At 58.7% G+C, this 20729-nt stretch carries 16 protein-coding genes and 4 tRNA genes; 6 read left to right on the forward strand and 14 right to left on the reverse strand.

The window, feature by feature from the left end; all coding sequences use genetic code 11:
- Positions 1–4 precede the first annotated feature (4 nt).
- The 5 genes from tuf to AAAX75_RS08645 form a co-directional block, all read right to left on the reverse strand.
- Positions 5–1195 (reverse strand): elongation factor Tu, encoded by a 1191-nt coding sequence (gene tuf, locus AAAX75_RS08625; protein WP_035137538.1) that lies wholly within the window; start codon positions 1193–1195, stop codon positions 5–7.
- 96 nt (positions 1196–1291) lie between these two features.
- Positions 1292–1368: transfer RNA gene (locus tag AAAX75_RS08630), tRNA-Met, on the reverse strand.
- A 3-nt stretch (positions 1369–1371) separates the two neighbouring features.
- Positions 1372–1447, reverse strand: a tRNA-Thr gene (locus AAAX75_RS08635).
- A 10-nt stretch (positions 1448–1457) separates the two neighbouring features.
- Positions 1458–1539, reverse strand: a tRNA-Tyr gene (locus AAAX75_RS08640).
- A gap of 403 nt (positions 1540–1942) precedes the next feature.
- Positions 1943–2776 (reverse strand): hypothetical protein, encoded by an 834-nt coding sequence (locus tag AAAX75_RS08645; RefSeq protein WP_349091891.1) that lies wholly within the window; start codon positions 2774–2776, stop codon positions 1943–1945.
- 151 nt (positions 2777–2927) lie between these two features.
- Here AAAX75_RS08645 and AAAX75_RS08650 point away from each other — a divergent pair, with 151 nt between their 5' ends.
- Together AAAX75_RS08650 and AAAX75_RS08655 are read left to right on the forward strand one after the other, a co-directional pair.
- Positions 2928–4346, forward strand: coding sequence for a glycoside hydrolase family 1 protein (locus AAAX75_RS08650; protein WP_349091892.1), 1419 nt, complete (start codon positions 2928–2930; stop codon positions 4344–4346).
- Positions 4347–4355: 9 nt separating this feature from the next.
- Positions 4356–5756, forward strand: coding sequence for a PTS transporter subunit EIIC (locus AAAX75_RS08655; RefSeq protein ID WP_349091893.1), 1401 nt, complete (start codon positions 4356–4358; stop codon positions 5754–5756).
- A 532-nt stretch (positions 5757–6288) separates the two neighbouring features.
- Here the strand turns inward: AAAX75_RS08655 and AAAX75_RS08660 are convergent.
- Positions 6289–6363: transfer RNA gene (locus AAAX75_RS08660), tRNA-Thr, on the reverse strand.
- A 224-nt stretch (positions 6364–6587) separates the two neighbouring features.
- Between AAAX75_RS08660 and AAAX75_RS08665 the strand changes: the two genes are divergently transcribed.
- Complete coding sequence (locus AAAX75_RS08665; RefSeq protein WP_349091894.1) at positions 6588–7928, forward strand: DNA-binding protein; 1341 nt, start codon at positions 6588–6590, stop codon at positions 7926–7928.
- A gap of 27 nt (positions 7929–7955) precedes the next feature.
- On the opposite strand, the gene AAAX75_RS08670 is transcribed toward AAAX75_RS08665, so the two are convergent.
- The 6 genes from AAAX75_RS08670 to disA form a co-directional block, all read right to left on the reverse strand.
- On the reverse strand, positions 7956–8633 hold the full coding sequence (locus tag AAAX75_RS08670; RefSeq protein WP_349091895.1) for an NYN domain-containing protein: 678 nt from the start codon (positions 8631–8633) through the stop codon (positions 7956–7958).
- Positions 8634–8636: 3 nt separating this feature from the next.
- A complete protein-coding gene (gene rlmB / locus AAAX75_RS08675) occupies positions 8637–9551 on the reverse strand; it encodes a 23S rRNA (guanosine(2251)-2'-O)-methyltransferase RlmB (RefSeq protein ID WP_349091896.1) in 915 nt (304 codons plus the stop codon).
- Positions 9552–9694: 143 nt separating this feature from the next.
- Entirely contained in the window at positions 9695–11161 is a 1467-nt protein-coding gene (gene cysS, locus AAAX75_RS08680; RefSeq protein ID WP_349091897.1) for a cysteine--tRNA ligase, read from the reverse strand.
- Between the two features lie 3 nt (positions 11162–11164).
- Positions 11165–11659, reverse strand: a complete 495-nt coding sequence (gene ispF / locus AAAX75_RS08685) for a 2-C-methyl-D-erythritol 2,4-cyclodiphosphate synthase (RefSeq protein ID WP_006234975.1) — start codon at positions 11657–11659, stop codon at positions 11165–11167.
- The gene (gene ispD, locus AAAX75_RS08690) at positions 11649–12377 is read right to left on the reverse strand and encodes a 2-C-methyl-D-erythritol 4-phosphate cytidylyltransferase (protein ID WP_349091898.1); all 729 of its coding nucleotides are present in this window, start codon (positions 12375–12377) and stop codon (positions 11649–11651) included. The genes ispF and ispD overlap by 11 nt, the downstream gene beginning before the upstream one ends.
- Complete coding sequence (gene disA, locus AAAX75_RS08695; protein ID WP_022093923.1) at positions 12377–13444, reverse strand: DNA integrity scanning diadenylate cyclase DisA; 1068 nt, start codon at positions 13442–13444, stop codon at positions 12377–12379. Before disA ends, ispD begins: the two co-directional genes overlap by 1 nt.
- 346 nt (positions 13445–13790) lie before the next feature.
- Between disA and AAAX75_RS08700 the strand changes: the two genes are divergently transcribed.
- From AAAX75_RS08700 to AAAX75_RS08710, 3 genes are all read left to right on the forward strand, one after another.
- Complete coding sequence (locus AAAX75_RS08700) at positions 13791–14369, forward strand: manganese efflux pump MntP family protein (RefSeq protein WP_117745788.1); 579 nt, start codon at positions 13791–13793, stop codon at positions 14367–14369.
- Between the two features lie 120 nt (positions 14370–14489).
- Positions 14490–14960: a helix-turn-helix domain-containing protein gene (locus AAAX75_RS08705; RefSeq protein ID WP_158554567.1), complete on the forward strand. Its 471-nt coding sequence runs from the start codon at positions 14490–14492 to the stop codon at positions 14958–14960.
- 3 nt (positions 14961–14963) lie between these two features.
- On the forward strand, positions 14964–16268 hold the full coding sequence (locus AAAX75_RS08710; RefSeq protein WP_349091899.1) for a type II toxin-antitoxin system HipA family toxin: 1305 nt from the start codon (positions 14964–14966) through the stop codon (positions 16266–16268).
- A gap of 126 nt (positions 16269–16394) precedes the next feature.
- On the opposite strand, the gene AAAX75_RS08715 is transcribed toward AAAX75_RS08710, so the two are convergent.
- Both AAAX75_RS08715 and AAAX75_RS08720 read right to left on the reverse strand, forming a co-directional pair.
- The gene (locus AAAX75_RS08715; RefSeq protein ID WP_349091900.1) at positions 16395–17852 is read right to left on the reverse strand and encodes an aminoacyl-histidine dipeptidase; all 1458 of its coding nucleotides are present in this window, start codon (positions 17850–17852) and stop codon (positions 16395–16397) included.
- A 214-nt stretch (positions 17853–18066) separates the two neighbouring features.
- Positions 18067–20709 carry an ATP-dependent Clp protease ATP-binding subunit gene (locus tag AAAX75_RS08720; protein WP_349091901.1) on the reverse strand — a complete coding sequence of 881 codons (2643 nt, stop codon included), beginning with the start codon at positions 20707–20709 and terminating at the stop codon, positions 18067–18069.
- Positions 20710–20729 lie beyond the last annotated feature (20 nt).

Consider the following 20729-nt stretch of genomic DNA (forward strand, 5'->3'; position numbering starts at 1 on the left):
TAATTTACTCAATGATCGTGGAGACGATGCCCGAACCGACGGTGTGGCCACCCTCGCGGATAGCGAAGCGCAGGCCCTCCTCCATGGCGATCGGGTGGATGAGGTCGCCCTCGATGGTGATGTGGTCACCAGGCATAGCCATCTCGGTGCCCTCGGGGAGCTTGACCGTACCGGTAACGTCGGTGGTACGGAAGTAGAACTGAGGACGATAACCATCGAAGAACGGGGTGTGACGGCCGCCCTCCTCCTTGGTCAGAACGTAGATCTCGCCGGTGAACTTGGTGTGCGGGGTAACCGAACCGGGCTTGCAGAGAACCTGGCCGCGCTCGATGTCCTCGCGCTTGATGCCGCGGAGCAGCAGACCGACGTTGTCACCAGCCTCGCAGAAGTCCATGGACTTACGGAACATCTCGATACCGGTAACGACGGTGTTCTGGGTATCCTTGATGCCGACGATCTCGACGGGCTCGTTGAGCTTGAGCTCACCGCGCTCGACACGGCCGGTAGCAACGGTACCACGGCCGGAGATGGTCATAACGTCCTCAACGGCCATCAGGAACGGGAGGTCGTTGTTACGAGCAGGCGTCGGGATGTACTCGTCGACGGCCTTCATGAGCTCGCGGATAGCGTCCATCCACTTGGCGTCGCCCTCGAGAGCGCCCAGAGCGGAACCACGGATGACGGGGATGTCGTCGCCGGGGAAATCGTACTCGGAGAGGAGCTCACGGGTCTCCATCTCGACGAGGTCGATGAGCTCGTCATCGTCGACCATGTCGCACTTGTTCAGGAAGACGACGATGTAGGGAACGCCGACCTGACGGGCGAGCAGGATGTGCTCGCGGGTCTGAGCCATGGGGCCGTCGGTAGCGGCGATGACCAGGATAGCGCCGTCCATCTGAGCAGCACCGGAGATCATGTTCTTGACGTAGTCAGCGTGGCCCGGGCAGTCAACGTGAGCGTAGTGACGGGCAGCGGTCTCGTACTCAACGTGGGAGACGGAGATCGTGATGCCGCGCTCGCGCTCCTCGGGAGCCTTGTCGATGTTCTCGAACGCAGTGAAGTCAGCCTTGCAGCCCTCGGTCTCGGAGAGAACCTTGGTGATGGCAGCGGTCAGCGTGGTCTTGCCGTGGTCGACGTGACCAATGGTGCCGATGTTAACATGCGGCTTAGTGCGCTCAAACTTCTCTTTGGCCATAAAGCCCTCCTCTTAACAGGTCGTCCCCGGACGGGACTTTGCCTTTATACCATAGTGGCCTCTCAACATACTATTGAGAAGCCACCGTGTTACCTATGGTAGCGGTGACTGGATTCGAACCAGTGACGCCACGGGTATGAACCGTGTGCTCTAACCAACTGAGCTACACCGCCGGATGGAGCCTGCAACCAGACTTGAACTGGTGACCTCTTCGTTACCAACGAAGTGCTCTACCGACTGAGCTATACAGGCACTTGACGGGTGGGAGCTATAGGATTCGAACCTATGTAGGCAGAGCCAACGGGTTTACAGCCCGTCCCCATTAACCACTCGGGCAAACTCCCAATCGTTCAAGTATCCGCAGGTCCTTTGGTCTTTTGGACCGCCGCCCCCGCGAACGAAGAAGATAATACGATGCCACCTTGGGGGCTGTCAACGAAAACCTCAAGATACACGGTGCCGGGCGTATCTATATGCTTTTGACCTGCGGTTTTGCTGAGTTTGGATATGAAGGGAGGTGGATTTGCATGTGACGGTGACATTTCACGAGGGAACACTTTGGCGTAGTGGAGTGAGCCTGCAGAATATTGCTTCGATAACGACTCATTTGCACCTATATATAGGTCGGGATCGGGCTTCCACGCCACGATCGAGCGTGGATTATCTCCCACTTTTAGCGCGGCTCTAAGGCCAAAGTGGCAGATTATCCACGTTCATTCTCCAGGCGAGAGAACTGTAAAGCCGCAACTACTCGGGCCAGGCCAAAGTAGACCCATAGAGCGGCTCCCCCTTGGTGCAGGGGTAGCGACTCAAGTAACACGACGATAGCAAGTCGAAAAAATAAGTCATGGCGTATTTCGAATAAACGCCGAGTCGGTCAATTCCGTTTCCCGCATTACCAAGACGATATACACGGTCAAAAGACCTCGATTTGTCATCGTTGCTAAACGCAGCAATTAGAATCTTCCTGCCCGAACGGCAATCAAGATACTCACGCGCCTGTGACGCAAATAGCCCGGAGACCGATACGAGAATTATCAATGACTGCGAAGCGTCTCCCATGTTTTTCAATTCCGCGACGTTAGCCCCAGCAACTATGCGAACTATCTTGCCCGCATAAAACATTTCCTGCTGAAATCGTACGAGATTGGCGCTCACATTATTGGTGCACCAGATTTCAACGTTTTTATGGCCATCAATTTCGTCGACAAGATGCTTAATAGCGATATCGGACACGCCGCTTTCAACCTCAGCGAACATCTCGATCATGCGAACGTCGAGCTCTGCCCTGTACTCCTCGTAGCCAAATTCCTCCTCTCGATGGCTTAAGTCGCTTGGAAAGACTGACTGAGTAAATGATTCTTTCAAATCGCTAAGAGACTGGTAGCCCAATCGATTGCAGAAACGACGAACAGCGGAACGGGTCACGAATGCATCGCGGGTTATTGCGGCAACATTGATTTCGCTCGAACGCCTAATGTGAGCGATGAGATATCGAGCGATGGCGGCATCGTTTGACCCAAACTCGCTGTTGATGATGGAGCTAATGCGATTGAGCACATCGAAGTCATTGATATTCACGTGATCCCTCTTTCCGCTCTCCTCGAAATCATAGTTCATTTATTGAATCAAACAGCTTTGGTCGTTCTCCTATGATTCAAATCAGTTGACGTCATCTTAATCGTAATTCCGCCACACGTATCCACCGTGTTGAATGATGGAAAGGGGATTCATGGGCAACGTGAACAACATCCCGTTTCTCTGGGGTTCCGCCACGGCGTCTTATCAGTGCGAGGGTGCCTGGAACGAAGACGGCAAAGGCCTTGGCGAGTGGGATTTCTTTAACCACACAAGCAATAAGAACATCAACCATGTTGACGGTGATGTATCTTGCGACTTCTACCATCGCTATGAAGAAGATATCCGCATGATGAAAGAAGGCGGACAAAACACCTATCGCTTCTCTCTTTCATGGAGTCGAATCATCCCCACGGGTATCGGCGAAGTGAATGAAAAGGGTATCGATTTTTATAATCGGGTCATTGATTGCCGCCTCGAAAATGGCATAGAACCCAACGTTACGCTGTTCCATTACGATCTGCCATTCACGCTTGCTTGCAAAGGCGGATGGCTGAACAACGATATGGCAGAGTGGTTCTGCAAATACGCCAAGATTTGCTTTGAGCGCTTTGGAGACCGCGTCAAAATCTGGGCTACCGTTAACGAGCCGCATTTCTACAGCTACTGCGTAAACATGTTGGGCAACTATCCCCCCAATCGATCGCTCGACGTTCAGTCGTACATGCAGTTTCAGTACAACCTGATGCGCGCAAGCGCACTCGCAGTCCGAGCATATCGTCAAATGGGCTACGACGGCATCATCGGCGCCGTCCACGATGGCGGCGTTGTCGAACTCGACCCGGCAACCGAGCACCCCGATGACGTATTTCGATACGCAGACTTTTTCGCCAATCGCATGATTCTGGCACCAGCACTTCAGGGTCAACTGCCGCCAGAAATGGACGAAATCCTTGAAAAACTTGGCGTCTCGCTCTATCGATCCCCAAATGACGTAGAAGAATTCAGAGACGGTAAAGTCGATTTTATTGGACTCAACGTGTATTGCCGAGAGTATGTAACCGACTGGCACGGTGGAGAGCTTGCCGTTTCGGCGAACAATAAGGGCGGTTCGAGCAAAAAGGTCGAAGGAAAATGCATTGCGCCCTTGTTTGAAAGCGCCCGCGACAGCAATGTTCCCCGCAATAAATGGGGCCGCGAAATACTCCCAAGTTGCATGTATTCAACCATCATGGATGTCCACGAGCGCTATGACGCGCCCCACATCTTTATTACGGAAAACGGACATGGCGCCTATGAGCAACCAGACGCAGACGGAATGATCCACGATGATGACCGCATCGAGCTTCTGGGCCAGTTCATCGAGCACATGATGAGGGCTAAGCGCGACGGCGCGCGCGTTGAGGGCTACTACCTCTGGTCGACGATGGATCTGTATAGCTGGATCAACGGCTACGAAAAACGATACGGACTTGTCCATATCGACTTCGAGAACAATCTGGAGCGCACCCCCAAAAAGAGCTGGTATTGGTACCGAGACCTTATCTCGAAGTATCAGGAGCAGGAAGGTTAGGAGAAAGAGATGAAATATCAGGCAATGTCCGAAACAGTCCTAAAGGCTGTTGGCGGCAAAGAGAACATTACATCGGTAACTCATTGTGCGACGCGCCTTCGCATCGACGCACGAGACACCTCGATCATCGATCTCCAGCTCGCCAAATCGGCCGACCAGGCGCTCGGGGCAGTAGTCAGCGGTGGCCAGCTTCAGGTGATCATCGGCCCCAACGTCACCGAGGCTTACAACGACTTCCTCGACTTCGCGGGAATCGAAGTCGGCGGTGGCACGGTTGCCGACGATGCCCAAACCGCCAAAGACCTTGCAGAAGGCATTAAAAGCGGTAACACCGCCATGGGCTTGATTGAGAAATTCGGGAACGTCTCTGCACAGGTATTCATGCCCATCGTCCCGGCGCTCATCGTTGGCGGACTCATTCTTTCGATCAAGAATCTCCTGGTCAATTATTGTGGATTGAACACCGATAGCGGAACCGCCCAGGTTCTGCTGGCGATCTTCAGCGCCTCATTTAGCTTCCTGCCCGTTTACCTCGGCTATCAGCTCGCCGCCGTCATGAAGATGCAGCCTATCATGGGCGCACTGCTGGGCGCAATCATGATTAGCTCGTCTATTAGCGGTGCTGAGGGTCTCGACTTTCTTGGCATCCCCATCCCGACGAATGACTACTCGAGCACGGTGGTGCCAATCGTACTGGGCGTTGTGTTCATGTACTTTGTTGATCGCGGTCTTCAGAAAATCATCCCCGACATTACCAAACTGTTCTTGAAGCCGCTGCTCACCATGTTCATCGTCGTGCCTGTTGAGCTGATTATCCTCGGCCCCGCCGGCAGCATGATGGGCTACGCGCTGAGTGATGCCGCCACGTGGCTCATGGATAACGTGGCATTTATCGCTACTCCAGTCCTTGCAGCCCTTAACCCCTATTTTGTCATGCTCGGTCTTGATAAGGCCTACATCGCGATCGAAGTTACGAGCTTGGCGCAGCTCGGCTGGGCACCCATCATCTTTGGCTTCATCTCAAACCTCTGCATTGGCGGCACGAGTCTCGCCTTGGCAACTGCAATGAAAGGCAACAAGGAGAAGAGAGGTATGGTCACCACGGTTGCCGTCACCGCACTCTGTGGCGTAACTGAGCCCGCATTTTACGGCTGCCTCATCGAGCGTCCCCGCCTGCTTGTCGGCACGGCAATCGGCGCGCTCTGCGCGGGACTCCCTGCAGGTATCTTCGTCCTGAAGGAGTATGTTGCGGGAGCATGCCCCGGTCTTCTTTCTGCGCTGATCTTTATCGCTCCCGATGGATCCATGGGCAACTTCGTACTGGCGTGCGTTGTCGCCGTCATCGCCATCGTTGTCTCGTTCATCGCTGCACGCGTGATCATCAAGAAGAATCCCAACTATATTGAGTAGATGCCCGCTGCTTGCATTGGGGACATCCTCGGCAGACCATTAGCAAGAACCCAAGAGTCCCTTAGGAGCTCGATTAATCCATTCGGATTCCTCAGGCACAAACGACCCCGATTCCACAATGAAATCGGGGTCGTTGTTTCTAAAGCCTTCGATAGACAATCGGTGTTTACCTTAGCTCCCTATCCAAGTTAATTATCCACGCTCGTTCTCCGGTCGGAAGATTTTCTTCTCTCGCGTGTCCAGAAATCCACGCTCGAGCAGAACATCCAGGTCCGTACCCGCCCTTGTCTCGATCTGTAACAGCAAGAGGCCTATTCCGCTTCTACATGTTACAGATCAAGATATTCCTAAAACACCCTAAGTTTCATCTCAATCTGTAACAGTTAGATGCCAAATATCGGTCTTGGTGTTACAGATTTAGACAAACTGGAGGACGAGACAAACCAAAAACGGGATGGGCGCTAACCCGATGGCGCACCACCTAAATAGAAACGGGCCCTGTCCCACAAGGGAACAGAGCCCGAAACTCTCATGGAGCCAGTGACAGGAATCGAACCTGCAACCCACTGATTACAAATCAGTTGCGCTACCGTTGCGCCACACTGGCACACTTGGCGCTTTCGCGCGAAGCCAGTTAAGAATAAAGGAATTGCGGACGAGGCGCAACAGGCCACACGGCGTTATACAAATATGCAAAATCCAGCAACAACAGGTACCAGGCCCGTTCATTTCTGTCGGTTCGCCCTCAATCTCAAAACCATTCGTTAGAACGAATAGTTTTAATTACAATTGCTATATATAAAACTATTCGTTCTAACGAAGGGTTTCGCGATGCTTACTACCAAAGAAGCCGCCGAGCTGCTCGGCATCACTCCGCGCAGGGTGCAGGAGCTCATAAAAAACGGAGCACTTGAGGCCCGCAAGGCTTCTGGTGTATGGCTCATCGACAAAGACAGCGTCGACACGCGACTCCGCTCTGTGACCAAAACGGGGGGACGTCCCCGCCGCGGCCACGGTAAGAGCGAGATCGCGTTCACCCTCATGAACCGCACGTACGAAGTCGCTCAGCTGGTCTACAGCACATCGCGAAAAGACTTTACCCACATCGGTGCCGACATCGATTACGCCCACGCCCCTATTGGAGTATTTGGCCCTAATAGCCCCATATCGCTAGACTCCTTCCGCATCTGGTGGCGCGGCCGCGGTATCCCGCTCGCACGCATTGGGCTAGCCTCCCTGCTTGCAGAAGCCGCAGTCGATGTTCCCGATGAACTCGTCCAGCGAAATCTCGGCCTCTCCTTATCCGACCAGTATTGGATTAGGCCCCAAGGTTCCGGTCTCACCTGGGAGGATATCAACTTCTTCAATAACGCCTTTGATGACGTCTCGCTAACCATTGCACCCTTTGCCCCAGAGGGAAAAGCGGCTGCCGCAAAGCCCGATAACACCTCGGACGGCAATCTTCAAAAGTACTGGACGTGCGAGGGCGAACGTCGAATTCTGCATAAGGCAGGAGCGCACCTGGACCAGGAACCTTATAACGAGCTGGTGGCGACCGCGCTCCACCGTCGCATCCTAAACGCCTGCGATTATGTGCCTTACTCGCTCGAGGGCACGGGCACTTCCGCCCTGAGCACATGCGATGTCTTCTTAACTGATGAAGAAGAGTATGTCCCTGCGTTCTATGTAAACCAGCACGCAAACGCAGATGAACGGCTAACCGACTACGAGCGATATGTAGCAAACTGCGAGGAGCTCGGGGTGACAGGCGTCAAGGATGCCCTTGACCGCATGATCGTATGTGACGACATCATTGCCAACTACGATCGTCATTGGCGCAACTTCGGCCTCGTGCGAAACGTAAACACGCAAGCTTGCAGACCTGCCCCCATCTTCGATTCGGGCTCATCGCTCTGGTGCAACATATCACTAGAGGAGCTTAGGGCGGGAGAGCACAGTTTTACCAGCGCACAATTTCATTCAAGCCCCGCCAAACAAATGTTGCTCGTCGAGGACATGGGCTGGTTTGACGGCGACAAACTCGAAGGCTTCGTTGACGAGGCAATCGAGATTCTTTCCAGAAACGACGCGCTCACGGCAAGGCTGCCATATCTAAAAAAGGCGCTAACGTGGCGCCTCGAAAGAATGATCGACATCGCTGAATGGAGTTAGCGAGGCAGCATTGCCCCGCCAACTTCCCTACCTCCCGCGCAGGGCCTTGAGCTTGGCCAGGGCATCGGGGCTCAGGCGACTGCCCAGAGTCATCTTGATCTGCGGAGCTTCCTCTGCCTCGTGAACGTCGTTATCGATCTGTTTGATCTCGTCCACCAGCATACGGCTCGAGATGCGCGTGACACCCTTGCCCATGACGACGGCCTGGATCGTGCCGTCGCTCGATACCACGGAGCATGCGCGGCCTTCCTCGCGCGCCTCGATGCAGAGCTTTTGCACCACGGTATCGGCTGAAACACCCGTCGGCGAGAACTCGATGCGCACGCCGCGGGCCGGCAGGTTGGGACGTTCACTGGAGATATTGCCCGCGCCGTCAAACACGATCACGGCCTCGTAACGGCCCTGGGCAAAGGCAGCAACGTCGTTAATGAGGGCGGTGCGCGCCATATCGTGAACGTCGCTGGAATACGGATCGTCGGAATGGTCGTACACGAGCTTTTCGTAGCGCGGCGTGCAGTGGATCACGTTGTAACCGTCGACCACCAGCAGCTCGGGCTTGGTGGAGTGCACCGTCGAGACTGGGTCGGCGATAGCCTGCGCAAACGCATTGCCGCCCACGCCGTAGGTCGCGGCCGAAACAATCGGCTTGGCCGAGCCCTCGCCAAAGCGCTTGGCCTTGGACTTGGCACGGTTCTTTTTGGACATGCGCTACTCCTCCCCCATGAGCTCGCCGGCGTTGCGGCGCAGCCACTCAAAGCAGAGGGCCGTAGTCGCCTGGGCAACATTGAGGCTCTCGGTCATGCCGCGCTGGGGAAGCTTGGTCAAAAAGTCGCATTTCTCGAGCACCAGACGCGAGATGCCGTCGCCCTCGGAACCCATGACGAGTGCCACGCGGCCCTCGAAGGGGGCATCCCAGCAGCTGCCCTCGGCGTGCTCAGAGGCACCGCCCACCCAAAAACCGGCGGCTTTGAGGTCATCGAGCGCACGAGCGATATTGGGGACCTGCGCGATGGGCAGATGCATAACGGCGCCGGCAGAAGTCTTGTAGCTACCCACCGTTACGCCGGCGGCTCGTTTGTTGGCGATGATGACGCCCGCTGCGCCCACAACCTCGGCAGAGCGCACGATGGCGCCAAAGTTACCGTCGTCGGTCACATGGTCGAGCACAACGACAAGCGCCGGACCGTCGCCCGCGCGGTCGAGGATGTCGGCGACATCGGCATAGGGGAAGTTGCCAACCTCGAGCGCGATGCCCTGGTGAGCGCCATGGCTCGACAGTGCGTCGAGCTGCGCGCGCGGCACATACTTAATGCGGACGCCCGCGGCGTTGAGGTCATCGACCAGACGCGACAGGGCGGCATCGCGCTCCCCGCCCTCGGCAATGAGCGCGCACTTGATGGGAAAACCGGTACGCAGCGCCTCGGCGGCAGCACGACGGCCTTCGATAAACTCACCCTTGGGAGCCTGGACAGCGTCGCGGCCACGCTCGCGCTGCGGACGTGCAGCCTGGGTACGATCTCGCTGGCCCTTGGGAGCGGCAGCGCGGTCGTTGCGGTGAATCGGACGCGAGCCAGAAGCGGCCTGCTTGCCGCCACGAGGCGCACGCTTGCGATTGTCGGCCATAAAGCGGCCTCCTTAAATAGATAACGAACAAGAATCGACCGTCCGAGCCACGGCACCTTGCCTTTCAATCGTCAGGCATGACCACCAGGTCGATGCCCTCCTCTTTCAAGGCAATCCGCCGCACCTCGAACGGTCGACAAATACTAGAGGGTCTTAATACGAGTACCCGCGGCCGTATCCTCAATGGTGAGGCCCAGGTCTTTGAGCTGGTCGCGGATGGCGTCGGCCAGATCCCAGTTCTTGGCGGCACGGGCCTCGGCGCGGGCCTCGAGAATCTTGGCAGCAGCCTCGTCCACGTCGTCGCCCGTGTAGGCGACCAGGCCGGCGGCAACGCCCAGCAGGCCCAGCGGCAGCTCGACCTTGGGCTCGGGAAGCTCGACGCCAAACGTATCGAGCAACTCGGCCAGCGTGTCGGCGGCGGCAAGCGCGGCGGCCTTGTCGGCAGCGTCGCCCGCCTGCTCCAGGTACTGGTTGCATTCAGTGACAAAGCCAAAGACGGCACCCATGGCACCGGCGGTGTTAAAGTCGTCGTCCATGCACTCCTTAAAGGCGGCGCGGGTCTCGGCGGCCTTGGCGGCAAACGCCTCGGATGCTGCCTCATCGGCATCGGCCGTCGCATGGTTCGCGGCCCAGCGCAGGTTCTCGACCGTACCGGCGATACGCGTGAGCGAGTTCTCGGCACCCTCCAGGCGCTCCCAAGAAAAGTCGAGCGGCGAGCGATAGCTCGTCTGCAGCATCAGCAGGCGCAGGGCCGCGGCAGAGTGCTGCTCGAGCACCTCGGCCAGCGTAAAGAAGTTTCCGAGCGACTTGGACATCTTCTCGCCGTCTACCAGCAGCATGCCCGTGTGCATCCAGGTGTTGGAGAAGCCCTGGTGCCAGGCGCAGGTGGCCTGGGCGCACTCGTTCTCGTGATGCGGGAAGGCAAGGTCGGAGCCGCCGCCGTGGATGTCAATCGGGGTGCCCAGGTAGCGGTGCACCATGGCGGCGCACTCGGTGTGCCAACCGGGACGGCCCTCGCCCCAGGGGCTCGGCCAGCTGGGCTCGCCGGGCTTGGCGGCCTTCCACAGGGCAAAGTCGAGCGGGTCGTTCTTGTCCTCGTTCTCCTCGATGCGCGCGCCAACCATAAGGTCGTCGATGTTGCGGCCCGAGACCTGACCATAGTTGGGATCGCTGCGCACGGCAAAGTACACATCGCCGTTATCGGCTGCGTAAGCGTGGCCCTGCTCGATAAGCGTCTTGATCATGGCGATCATGGGGCCGATCTCCTTGGTGGCGCGGGGGCGCACATCGGGATCGAGCACGTTGGCGGCGCGCATGACGCCGATGAACTTGTCGGAGAACTCCGTCGCGACCTCGGCGGCCGTACGACCCTGCTCGTTGGCGCGCTTGATGATCTTGTCGTCGACATCGGTGAGGTTCTGGGCGAACGTGACCTCGTAGCCGCTCGCGATGAGCCAGCGGCGGATCACGTCAAAGCTGATGAACGTGCGGGCATTGCCGATGTGGATGTTGTCGTAGACCGTGGGGCCGCACACGTACATGCGGACCTTGCCGGACTCGATGGGCTGGAACTCTTCCTTTTTATGGGTAGCGCTGTTGTAGATACGCATTCGTTACTCCTTAACGGTTTTCTGTAGCAGGCAGACGGCCCAGGCGCCGATTCCCTCGCCCTGACCTTCCCAACCGAGCTTTTCGGTCGTAGTGGCGGCGACGCCCACGTTTTCGACGTCAACGCCCAGGGCATGGGCAAGGTTGGCGCGCATGGCATCGCGGTGCGGGGTGATCTTGGGTTGCTGACAGGCAATGGTGCAATCGGCATCGACAAACTCAAAGCCCAGCTCGCGCGCATAGTCCATCACGCGAGCGAGCAGCACCATCGAATCGGCGCCCTCATAGGCGGGGTCGGTATCGGGGAATAGCTTGCCGATGTCTCCCCCGCGGCAGGCGCCCAGAATGGCGTCGGCCAAGGCGTGCGCGAGCACATCGGCATCCGAGTGGCCCAGCAGGCCGCGCTCGTAGGGAATGTCGACACCGCCGATGATACATCGACGCCCCTCCACCAGACGGTGGACGTCGTAGCCATGGCCAATGCGCAGGTTACTGAACATGGGGAAGGTCCTCTCCCTCGGCCATGCGGCCAAGCAGAATCGCGGTTACGGGACGCAAGTCCTCGGGCACCGTCACCTTAAGGTTATCGCGCGGGCTCTGGACGCAGCGGACGAGCCCACCCATGCGCTCGACCAGCGACGAATCATCGGTGCCGATAAAGCCCTCGGCAATGGCTGCAGCGTGGGCGCGCTTCATAGCATCGACGCTAAAGATCTGCGGCGTCTGCGCGGCCCAATAGAGCTCACGCGGCGGCGTCTCGACGATATTGTCGCCATCGACGATCTTGAGCGTGTCGATCGCGGGTTGGCCGCACACGACACCGTCGAGCGAGCGGTCGCCTACAAGCACGTCGATCGCATGGTCGATGGCCTCGGTCGTGATGAGCGGACGGGCGCCGTCGTGGATAGCGACATATTCGAAACCCGCCGGCACCGCGTGCACGCCGGCGCGGGTGGAATCCTGACGAGTATCGCCGGCATCGGCAAAGCTGATGGGCGTGTCATAGTCAAACGGGTCGATAGCCAAGCGGCGCATCTCGGCACGGCGCTCGGCAGGGCAAACCACGACGATATGGCCGACCTTGTCGCTACGATCGAACGCGCGGATGGACCAGCTCATGAGCGGACGGCCCGCCACGTTAACGAGCTGCTTGCCGCCGGGATTTCCAAAGCGCTGGCCGCTGCCGCCGGCAACGACCACGGCGCATACGGGCGCCATTATGCGTTCCCCTGTTTGGTGCCCTTCATGCGGTACAGCGAGTCCGCAAGAATGGCAGGGTTGTTGACGCCAAAGTCGCCCAAGCGCTCCGGATCCTCGCTGATGTCGTCCATGAGCTCCTGCAGCGAGCCATACTCGTCGACGATCTTCTCGGCCACGCCGTCGCGCACGACGGACACGCGCGAAAGCGTGCGCAGGCCCAGCGGCGTCATGACGGAGTCCTCGTCCAAGTCGTCATAGCCCAGAACTGCCGCCACGTGCTGCGGGTCGGACAGGTCCTTAGGCGTCATACGGCTCAGCTCGGCGCGAATCTTCTCGGCGTTGGCCTCAGAGGAATCGCTCGCGTAGTCGCGGATCATCAAGTCGTATTCGGTATCCATGCTGGAGCCCGCGAGCTGCTCGAGCTGCATCTGCACGAGCTTACCCTGGTTACCCAGCTTGACAATGCAATCCTTAAGCTCGGTCTTTGCCTGCTGCATGATCTCGAAGCTCGAGAAAATACCGGTAATGTCGGCGAGTGTGACGTAGTCGTCGAGCTCGAGGGCCGTCAGGCGCAGCAGGGAGCGATCGAGCGACTGACGGGTAGTCTGGAGCGTGGCGACGAGCTGGTTGACCGAGCTCATGATGGTAGTGACGGGCTGGATCTCGTAGCTCTTGCCGTGGACGTACACGTTGACGACGGCGCGACGAGCCGAAACCGAGATCACGATGGCATCGGTGAGCACCGACATGCGAGCGGCAGTACGGTGACGCATGCCCGTCTCACTCGTGGCGAGCGAGGGATCGGGATTGAGGTGGAAGTTGGCGCGCAGGATCTGGGTGAGGTCGCCATCGATAACGATGGCGCCGTCCATCTTGGAAAGCTCGAACAGGCGGTTCGAGGTAAACGAAATGTTGAGCGGGAAGCCGTCGTTACCGGCAGCGAGCACGTTTTCGGTGTCGCCGACGCAGATAAGGGCGCCCAGGTGACCGGCGATGATCATGTCGAGGGCGGTGCGGATCGGCTGACCAGGTGCCGTCAGGCGGATGGCCTGTTCCATACGCTTTTGCAGCTCGTTCTTATCCAAGGCATCGCTCCCATCGTATACGCTCCATAAACGCTAAATAGTTTCTCACGGTTTGTCCCTGCGGCGCTTGCGAAATCCGATGCTTACAGAATGAGCGAACACAGCTGAGAGCCCAACCCAAATCAGCTGTTCATGTGGTAGCATCGGGATTCGCATAAATGAGGAAGTAGTCGCGTGATCGGGTTCGCCTCCGGTGGCGCGGCAAGTCAACACACTGGCCGATGCGGCCTGGCTTGCCTTAATGAACGAGACTCGTGGCTGTGCGCGCAACGCGTACGCCACGGGTCTTTTTTGTTACTCCCCCAAGAGGTACACGCGGGCCCGCCCGCAGAGAGGGAGCCAGACTATGGGACTCGCAGAGCTTGTGTTGCTCGCTATCGGCCTTTCTATGGACGCTTTTGCCGTATCCATCTGCAAGGGCCTTGGCATGAAAAGGATCAACCTTAAGGTCGCCGTGATACTCGGCCTGTTCTTTGGCGGTTTCCAGGCCGGCATGCCCGTAATTGGGTGGGCCCTTGGTAGCCAGTTCATGGGCATCATCAGCCCCATCGACCACTGGATCGCCTTTATCCTGCTCGCCTTTATCGGCGGCAAGATGCTGTGGGAAGCCTTTACTGAGGACGAGAACGAAGGCGACGGCAAGGATGCCGAAAAGATCGACCTGGGCGAATATCTAATCCTTGCCATCGCCACCTCGATTGACGCGCTTGCCGTGGGCATCTCGTTTGCCGCGCTCTCGGTCGATATCGTTCCCGCCGTGTCGCTCATTGGCATCACGACCTTTGTCTTCTCCGTTGCCGGCGTAGCGATCGGCCACACCTTTGGCGCGCGCTACGAAAAGCCCGCCACCATCGTGGGTGGCGTCGTGCTCGTCCTCATCGGCCTCAAGATTTTGCTGGAGCATCTGGGGATTTTGGCGCTGTAAAACACCCTTCAAAACTAAACGTCCGGATGAGGCCTAATGCAGAGTTTTGCATGAGGCCTTTTCATGCAGACTTTTGCATGTCATACTATGATGCAAAAGTCTGCACGTTAGGAGATCGCCGTGGATACCCTTCCCATCACCACACCGCGCCAAGCTGGCATCTACGTGCGCCAGGCACGCGAGGCTCAGGGTCTCACCCGTGCCGCCCTCGCTAATAAGGCCGGTGTTTCGGAGCGCCTGCTCGCATCGCTCGAGCTGGGAGATGCCACGGGCATTCGGCTCGACAAGCTGTTGGCAATCTTCAATGCTCTCGGACTGGCGCTCGCCGCTCAAGGGGATATCGCCAAAACGAATAACGAGCAACCAGTCGACGCCCCGCATGCCGATTTGCAACCTTGTAGCACCCCCAGGTGCCATCACGCTCAACGTCCCTCTCATAGCCACCGTCGCTGCGCCGCCATTCCGGTTCTTGCAGACGCCCCCTTTACGTCCGAGCTCTACGACAAGGCCTTCGCCGATTTCGCCATGTCCAATCTCGGAGTCTCGATTGCCACAAGCGCATCTGCCCAAACCAAGCCCGAAGGGAGATAGCCAATGGCCAGAAAAACGCTTCGGACTATTATTTGCGGCGTACCCGCAGGAACGCTCATGCAAGATGAGAGCGGTCTAGTCAGTTTTGTCTACGATCAAGATTATGACGGGCCAGCCCTATCGACCAACATTCCCATATCAAATCGCACATACGGCCAACAGGTCATGAATCCGTACTTGTTTGGTCTTCTACCCGACAGCGAGGATCAGCGAAAGGCGATTGCTGCCGAATTCGACGTTAGACCCAACAATGCCGTTGCGCTACTCAGCCATATCGGACTTGACTGTCCGGGTGGAGTGCAGTTTTGCGCCGAAGAAGACGTCAACGCCGTCTTGCATCGCACCAGCGAATACCGCCCTATAGGCGATCACGAGATTGCACTGCGACTCAAGTCAATCAGAGATGACCGCAATGCATCGTGGATGGGCCTAGATGAAAGTTGGTCACTTGGAGGCAATCAGGGCAAGTTCGCTCTCGCACTCATAGACGGTCGCTGGTGCGAATGCGTGGGCTCCTCGCCCACGACGCATATTTTCAAAAATGGCGTCATCGGATTTAAACTTGAGGCTCTTAATGAGTTTGTCTGCATGAAAAGCGCCCAGCGCGCGGGTATCGCAACGGCGAACGTTGAGTATCGCTTATTTGAGGACGAACCCGCCCTCATTGTTGAGCGATATGACCGCGTGAAAGTCAAAGACGGAACAATCATGCGTCTACACCAAGAAGACCTCTGTCAGGCTCTTGGAGTGATGCCCGCTCAAAAGTACACGGCAGACGGCGGCCCGACCGCACGCGATATTCAGGAACTCCTCGTCAATACGAGCCACCATCAACTTAACCTGTATCTGTTTACGCAGATACTTTTCTTTAACGCCATCATCGGCGCACCGGACGCGCATGCGAAGAACTATTCCCTGCTTCTTGGAAACGGCGGCACAGCTATGATGGCTCGTATGTATGACGTTGCATCGGGGCTGGCATACGAACGTATGCGCCGCCGAGCGCGCCTTGCCATGAGCGTTGGCGGCGAAAATCGTGTGGGGCGCATCGGCCCAGGCGCTATCCGCCGATACTACGGTATGGGCGACCCCGCGCTGGAGGCGGCGCTCACCGATGCCGGGCTATCCGAGAAGTTTTGCTTTGCGACCATGATGGACCTCGCCTACGAGGTACCCATTTGCATGGAAGAGGTCATGGACGAATACGCCGACCTGCCCGGCATGGCGGACCTGCGCGAGCATATGCTCGGCCCCGTCTGCGAAAACTGCCAGCGCACCCTCGACCTCATCAAGGCGGATATGGGCTAGGTGTCCGTAATCTCCCATTTCCCAAAAGAAGAGAGGGGGCACCCGTCGCAAAAGCTCGGGTGCCCCCTCTCATAATGTCATTTGCAATCCACCAGCACGTGGCTCGGACTGCTGCTAGCGCAACCTTTACGCAGCGAGGCGCTTGAGGACGTCGATGAGCAGCTCGTAGAAGCGCTCGGCAGAAGCGAGCTCCATGCTCTCGTCCGGGGTGTGGACATCGGAGAGCGTCGGGCCCACGGCGATGGCGTCCAGGCCGTGCAGGGCCTCGGCAAACAGGCCGCACTCAAGGCCGGCGTGAATGGACTCGATTCGTAGCTCGGAGCCAAAGAGCTCGCGATAGCTCTCGACAAAGATGTCGCGGACCGGCGAATGCTCGGCATAGCTCCAGCCGGGATACTCGAACTCAAACTTGGCGTCGAATCCCAGGACATCGGCCAGCGTCTGCAGGCGGTCCTTGAACTCGTTCTGCAGCGAGGTGATCGAGGAGCGCGGGGACAGCATGATCTTGACCTGGTCGTCAGAGGTGGCAACCACGCCGATGTTGGAGGAAACCTCGACGGAGCCGTCGGTGGCGACGTTGCGGCGGATCACACCGTTGGGGGCAAGACGCAGAGCGCGAATAAGGGCAAGTGCGGACTTCTCGTCCATGGCCTCGACCTCAGCGTTGTCGGCAATCTCAACCGTGCAGGTAAAGCCGGGGTCGAAGACCTCGAGCTCGGCAGTAACGTCGGCGATGATGCCCTTTGCGATCTGGGCCGCGGCCTCGGCGGCAGCGTGGTCGGCGTAGACCAGAACAGCCTTGCACTCACGGTTGATGGCGTTGTCCTTGGTGCCGCCGTTAAAGCTAACGATGGCGGGCTCGCCGGCAACCATCAGGCGGTCGATGATGCGGGCCATGATGAGGTTGCCGTTGCCGCGCTCCAGGTTGATATCGCTGCCGGAGTGACCGCCCAGCAGGCCGGAGATGTCGAGCGTGAGGGTGCTACCGGTCTTGTGCTCGCGCACGATGGGGCAGGTGTAGGTAACGACGACGCCGCCGGCGCAGCTGACGGTGGCAACGCCCTCTTCCTCGGAGTCAAGGTTAATCATGGTGCGGGCGCTAATCTGGGACTTGTCGAGCGTCTCGGCGCCGACCAGGCCAGTCTCCTCGTCGGTGGTGAATACGCACTCGAGGGCGGGGTGAACGATCGAATCATCATCGAGAACAGTGAGCATCAGAGCGACGGCAATACCGTTGTCGGCGCCCAGAGTGGTGCCGTTAGCGGTGAGGACGCCGTCCTTGACGACCAGGTCGATACCATCGGTCGTAAAGTCGTGCTCAACGGAGCCCAGCTTGTCGCACACCATGTCGATGTGGCCCTGCAGCATCACGGTCGGGGCATTCTCGGCGCCGGCAGATGCGGGCTTGCGAATGATGACGTTGTAGACCTCGTCCTGATACACATCGAGACCGCGCTCCTTGGCAAACGCGACCAGGAAATCGCTGATGCCTTTCTCGTTGCCAGACCCACGGGGGATCGCGCTGACCTCCTCAAAGAAATGGAACAGCTGGGCGGGCTCGTAGCCGGTAATCTTGTAGTCCATGGTGCCTCCTTGGCGCAACTGGTTAGACAGTAAGACATGCGACTTGTATATTCCCAGACTTTGCGTGCATAAACCAGTCGAAAACGCCGAGCGCCCTCGCATCATCGGCTAACGGTGGACCGTATAGCGTAACGGCCACAACTTCCGCAGCTCTACAAATCGAGGCGCCCTTTCCGGAGCGCCTCGATTGCGCGTATCAAATTGTCGCCACGCCCTACAGCGCGCCGGAACCGGCTTGCATCATGCCGCCGGGGCCCGAGGTCACGCCGCCGCTCACGGGCGCGGCGTTGCCGGTGTGCGGTGCCGCCGGGGCGGTATCGCCACCGAGCGTGCCCACCGGACGCGGTGCCGGGATCTCGCCCGTGCCGTGGCTAAAGACAAACTTGCCATCGGCCACGTCGCACAGGACGGTATCGCCCTCGCCCCACTCGCCAGCCAGCAGTTCCTCGGACAGCGGATCCTCGATGAGCTTTTGGATAGCACGACGCAGCGGACGCGCGCCGTTGGTGAGGTCGGTACCCTCCGCCACAATCTTGTCGTAGGCCGCATCGGTAAGCTTGATGTTCATGCCGTTTGCGATCAAGCGCTGGCGCAGATCGTCCACCAGCAGGTGCGCAATCTTGGTCAGGTTCTCGCCCGAGAGCTTCTGGAACACCACGATGTCGTCGATACGGTTGAGCAGCTCGGGGCGGAACAGGCGCTTGAGCTCGCCCATCGCGCGGCCGCGGATCTCACTCGAGGTGAGGCCCTGCTCGCCGGTGGTGCCAAAGCCAACGCTCGCATCCTGCGCGATCTCGCGGGCGCCCACGTTGGACGTCATGATGATCACGGTGTTGCGGAAGTCGACCGTCTTGCCCTGGCTATCGGTCAGGCGGCCCTCCTCCAGCACCTGCAGCAGGATATTGAAGATGTCGGGGTGCGCCTTCTCGATCTCGTCGAACAGCACGACCGAGTACGGATGACGGCGAACGGCCTTGGTGAGCTGGCCGCCCTCGTCGTGGCCCACATAGCCCGGAGGGCTACCAATGAGCTTGGAGACCTCGAACTCACTACCAAACTCCGACATATCGAAGCTGATGAGCGCGTCCTTGCTGCCAAAGAGATACTCGGCGAGCGTCTTGGCGAGCTCGGTTTTGCCCGTGCCGGTGGGGCCCAGGAAGATAAAGCTGCCGCCGGGGCGACGCGGGTCCTTGAGCGGCGAGCGGCTGCGGCGCACGGCCTTGGCAACGGCCTCGACGGCCTCGTCCTGACCGATGATGCGCGTCTTGAGCACGCTTTCGGCCTGCAGCAGGCGGCGGCTCTCGCTCTCGGTGAGCGAGGACACCGGCACGCCCGAGGTCACGGACACGATGTCGGCAATCTGGGAGACATCGATGGTGAGCGGGCTGGCGTCGAGCTCGGCCGTCCAGGCAGCCTTGGCCTCGGCGAGCTCAATCTCGGCAGCCTTTTGCTGCTCGGTGATCTCGGCGGCCTTGTTCATGTCGTCGCTCTCGGTGGCCTCCTGCGCGGCGGCCTTAAGCTCCTCCACGCGATGCTCGGCCTCGCGCACCGGCTCGGGCGCGCGGTTGGCGGCGATGCGGGCGCGGGCGCCGGCCTCGTCAATGAGGTCGATGGCCTTATCGGGCAGGAAGCGATCCTGGATGTAGCGGTCGGAGAGGTTCGCGGCGGCCTCGATAGCACCCTGCGTATAGCGCACATGGTGGTGCTCCTCGTAGCGCGGCTTGAGCGCGGTCAGGATCTTGACCGTGTCCTCGACGCTCGGCTCCTCGACATCGATGGTCTGGAAGCGACGCTCGAAGGCCGGGTCCTTGGTGAGGTACTTGCGGAATTCCTCGGCCGTGGTGGCGCCGATAATCTGGAAGGCACCGCGCGCGAGCACGGGCTTGAGCATGGAGCTCGCGTCGATGGAGCCCTCGGCAGAGCCGGCACCGATGATGGTGTGCATCTCGTCAATAAACAGGATGACGTCGTCAGCTTCGGTGGCCTCCTGGATCACGTTCTTGAGGCGCTCCTCAAACTCACCGCGATACTTGGCGCCCGCAACGAGGCCCGGCAGGTCGAGCGTCCAGATGTTCTGGTTCATAAGGTTCTCGGGCACGTTGCCAGCTGCAATCTGCTGAGCCAGACCCTCGACGATGGCCGTCTTGCCCACGCCGGGGTCGCCCAAGATAAGCGGATTGTTCTTGGTGCGACGCGAAAGGATCTCCATCATACGCTGGACTTCCTTTTCGCGACCAATTACAGGGTCGAGCTCGCCGTCGCGCGCCTTCTGCGTAAGGTTGGTGGCGAACTGCTTAAGCGTATCGGTGCCGCTCCCCTTTTGCTGCGACGCGTCCGAGCCGCTAAAGAACGGCAGGCCCGCACCGGGACGCCCGGCACCGGCGCCGGCGAGCGGACGCTTCTTGTCCTGGTCCTTGGCGGTAAGTTTCTCGATAGCCTTTTTGATGGAGGCGGACGACACACCCAGGCGCATGAGGATGTCCATGGCCATGCCGTTACCCTCTTCGACGATGCCAATCAGCAAGTGCTCGGTCGACACGTAGGTCTGGTTGTTCTCACGTGCCACGCGGAAGGAGCGCTCCATCACGCTAATGACGAGCGGCGTAAAGGCAAGCTTGGCAGCCTCGGTCTCCTCGCTGGGCTCGGGAACCGTGGTCTGGACCTCCTTGAGGGTGTCCATGATGTCGTCGTAGGAGATATCAAGCGAGCGCAGCGCCTCGGCAGCGATGCCCTCGTCCTCCTTGGCGAGTGCGAGCAGCAGGTGCTCGGTGCCCACCTTATTTGAGTGCAGATCGAGCGCCTCCTGTTTGGCCATCGACATGACCTTGCGCGCTCGATCGGTAAATCTATCTAACATGCTCGTTTCCTTACATGAGT

The organism is Collinsella sp. CLA-ER-H7, assembly GCF_040092345.1.
Taxonomy (GTDB): domain Bacteria; phylum Actinomycetota; class Coriobacteriia; order Coriobacteriales; family Coriobacteriaceae; genus Collinsella.

Excerpts from the sequence above, each read along its gene's own strand:
- tuf (WP_035137538.1), bottom strand. The coding sequence starts at position 1,195 with ATGGCCAAAGAGAAGTTTGAGCGCACTAAGCCGCATGTTAACATCGGC.
- AAAX75_RS08650 (WP_349091892.1), top strand. The coding sequence starts at position 2,928 with ATGGGCAACGTGAACAACATCCCGTTTCTCTGGGGTTCCGCCACGGCG.
- AAAX75_RS08655 (WP_349091893.1), top strand. The coding sequence starts at position 4,356 with ATGAAATATCAGGCAATGTCCGAAACAGTCCTAAAGGCTGTTGGCGGC.
- AAAX75_RS08665 (WP_349091894.1), top strand. The coding sequence starts at position 6,588 with ATGCTTACTACCAAAGAAGCCGCCGAGCTGCTCGGCATCACTCCGCGC.
- AAAX75_RS08670 (WP_349091895.1), bottom strand. The coding sequence starts at position 8,633 with ATGTCCAAAAAGAACCGTGCCAAGTCCAAGGCCAAGCGCTTTGGCGAG.
- rlmB (WP_349091896.1), bottom strand. The coding sequence starts at position 9,551 with ATGGCCGACAATCGCAAGCGTGCGCCTCGTGGCGGCAAGCAGGCCGCT.
- cysS (WP_349091897.1), bottom strand. The coding sequence starts at position 11,161 with ATGCGTATCTACAACAGCGCTACCCATAAAAAGGAAGAGTTCCAGCCC.
- ispF (WP_006234975.1), bottom strand. The coding sequence starts at position 11,659 with ATGTTCAGTAACCTGCGCATTGGCCATGGCTACGACGTCCACCGTCTG.
- ispD (WP_349091898.1), bottom strand. The coding sequence starts at position 12,377 with ATGGCGCCCGTATGCGCCGTGGTCGTTGCCGGCGGCAGCGGCCAGCGC.
- AAAX75_RS08700 (WP_117745788.1), top strand. The coding sequence starts at position 13,791 with ATGGGACTCGCAGAGCTTGTGTTGCTCGCTATCGGCCTTTCTATGGAC.
- AAAX75_RS08710 (WP_349091899.1), top strand. The coding sequence starts at position 14,964 with ATGGCCAGAAAAACGCTTCGGACTATTATTTGCGGCGTACCCGCAGGA.
- AAAX75_RS08715 (WP_349091900.1), bottom strand. The coding sequence starts at position 17,852 with ATGGACTACAAGATTACCGGCTACGAGCCCGCCCAGCTGTTCCATTTC.
- AAAX75_RS08720 (WP_349091901.1), bottom strand. The coding sequence starts at position 20,709 with ATGTTAGATAGATTTACCGATCGAGCGCGCAAGGTCATGTCGATGGCC.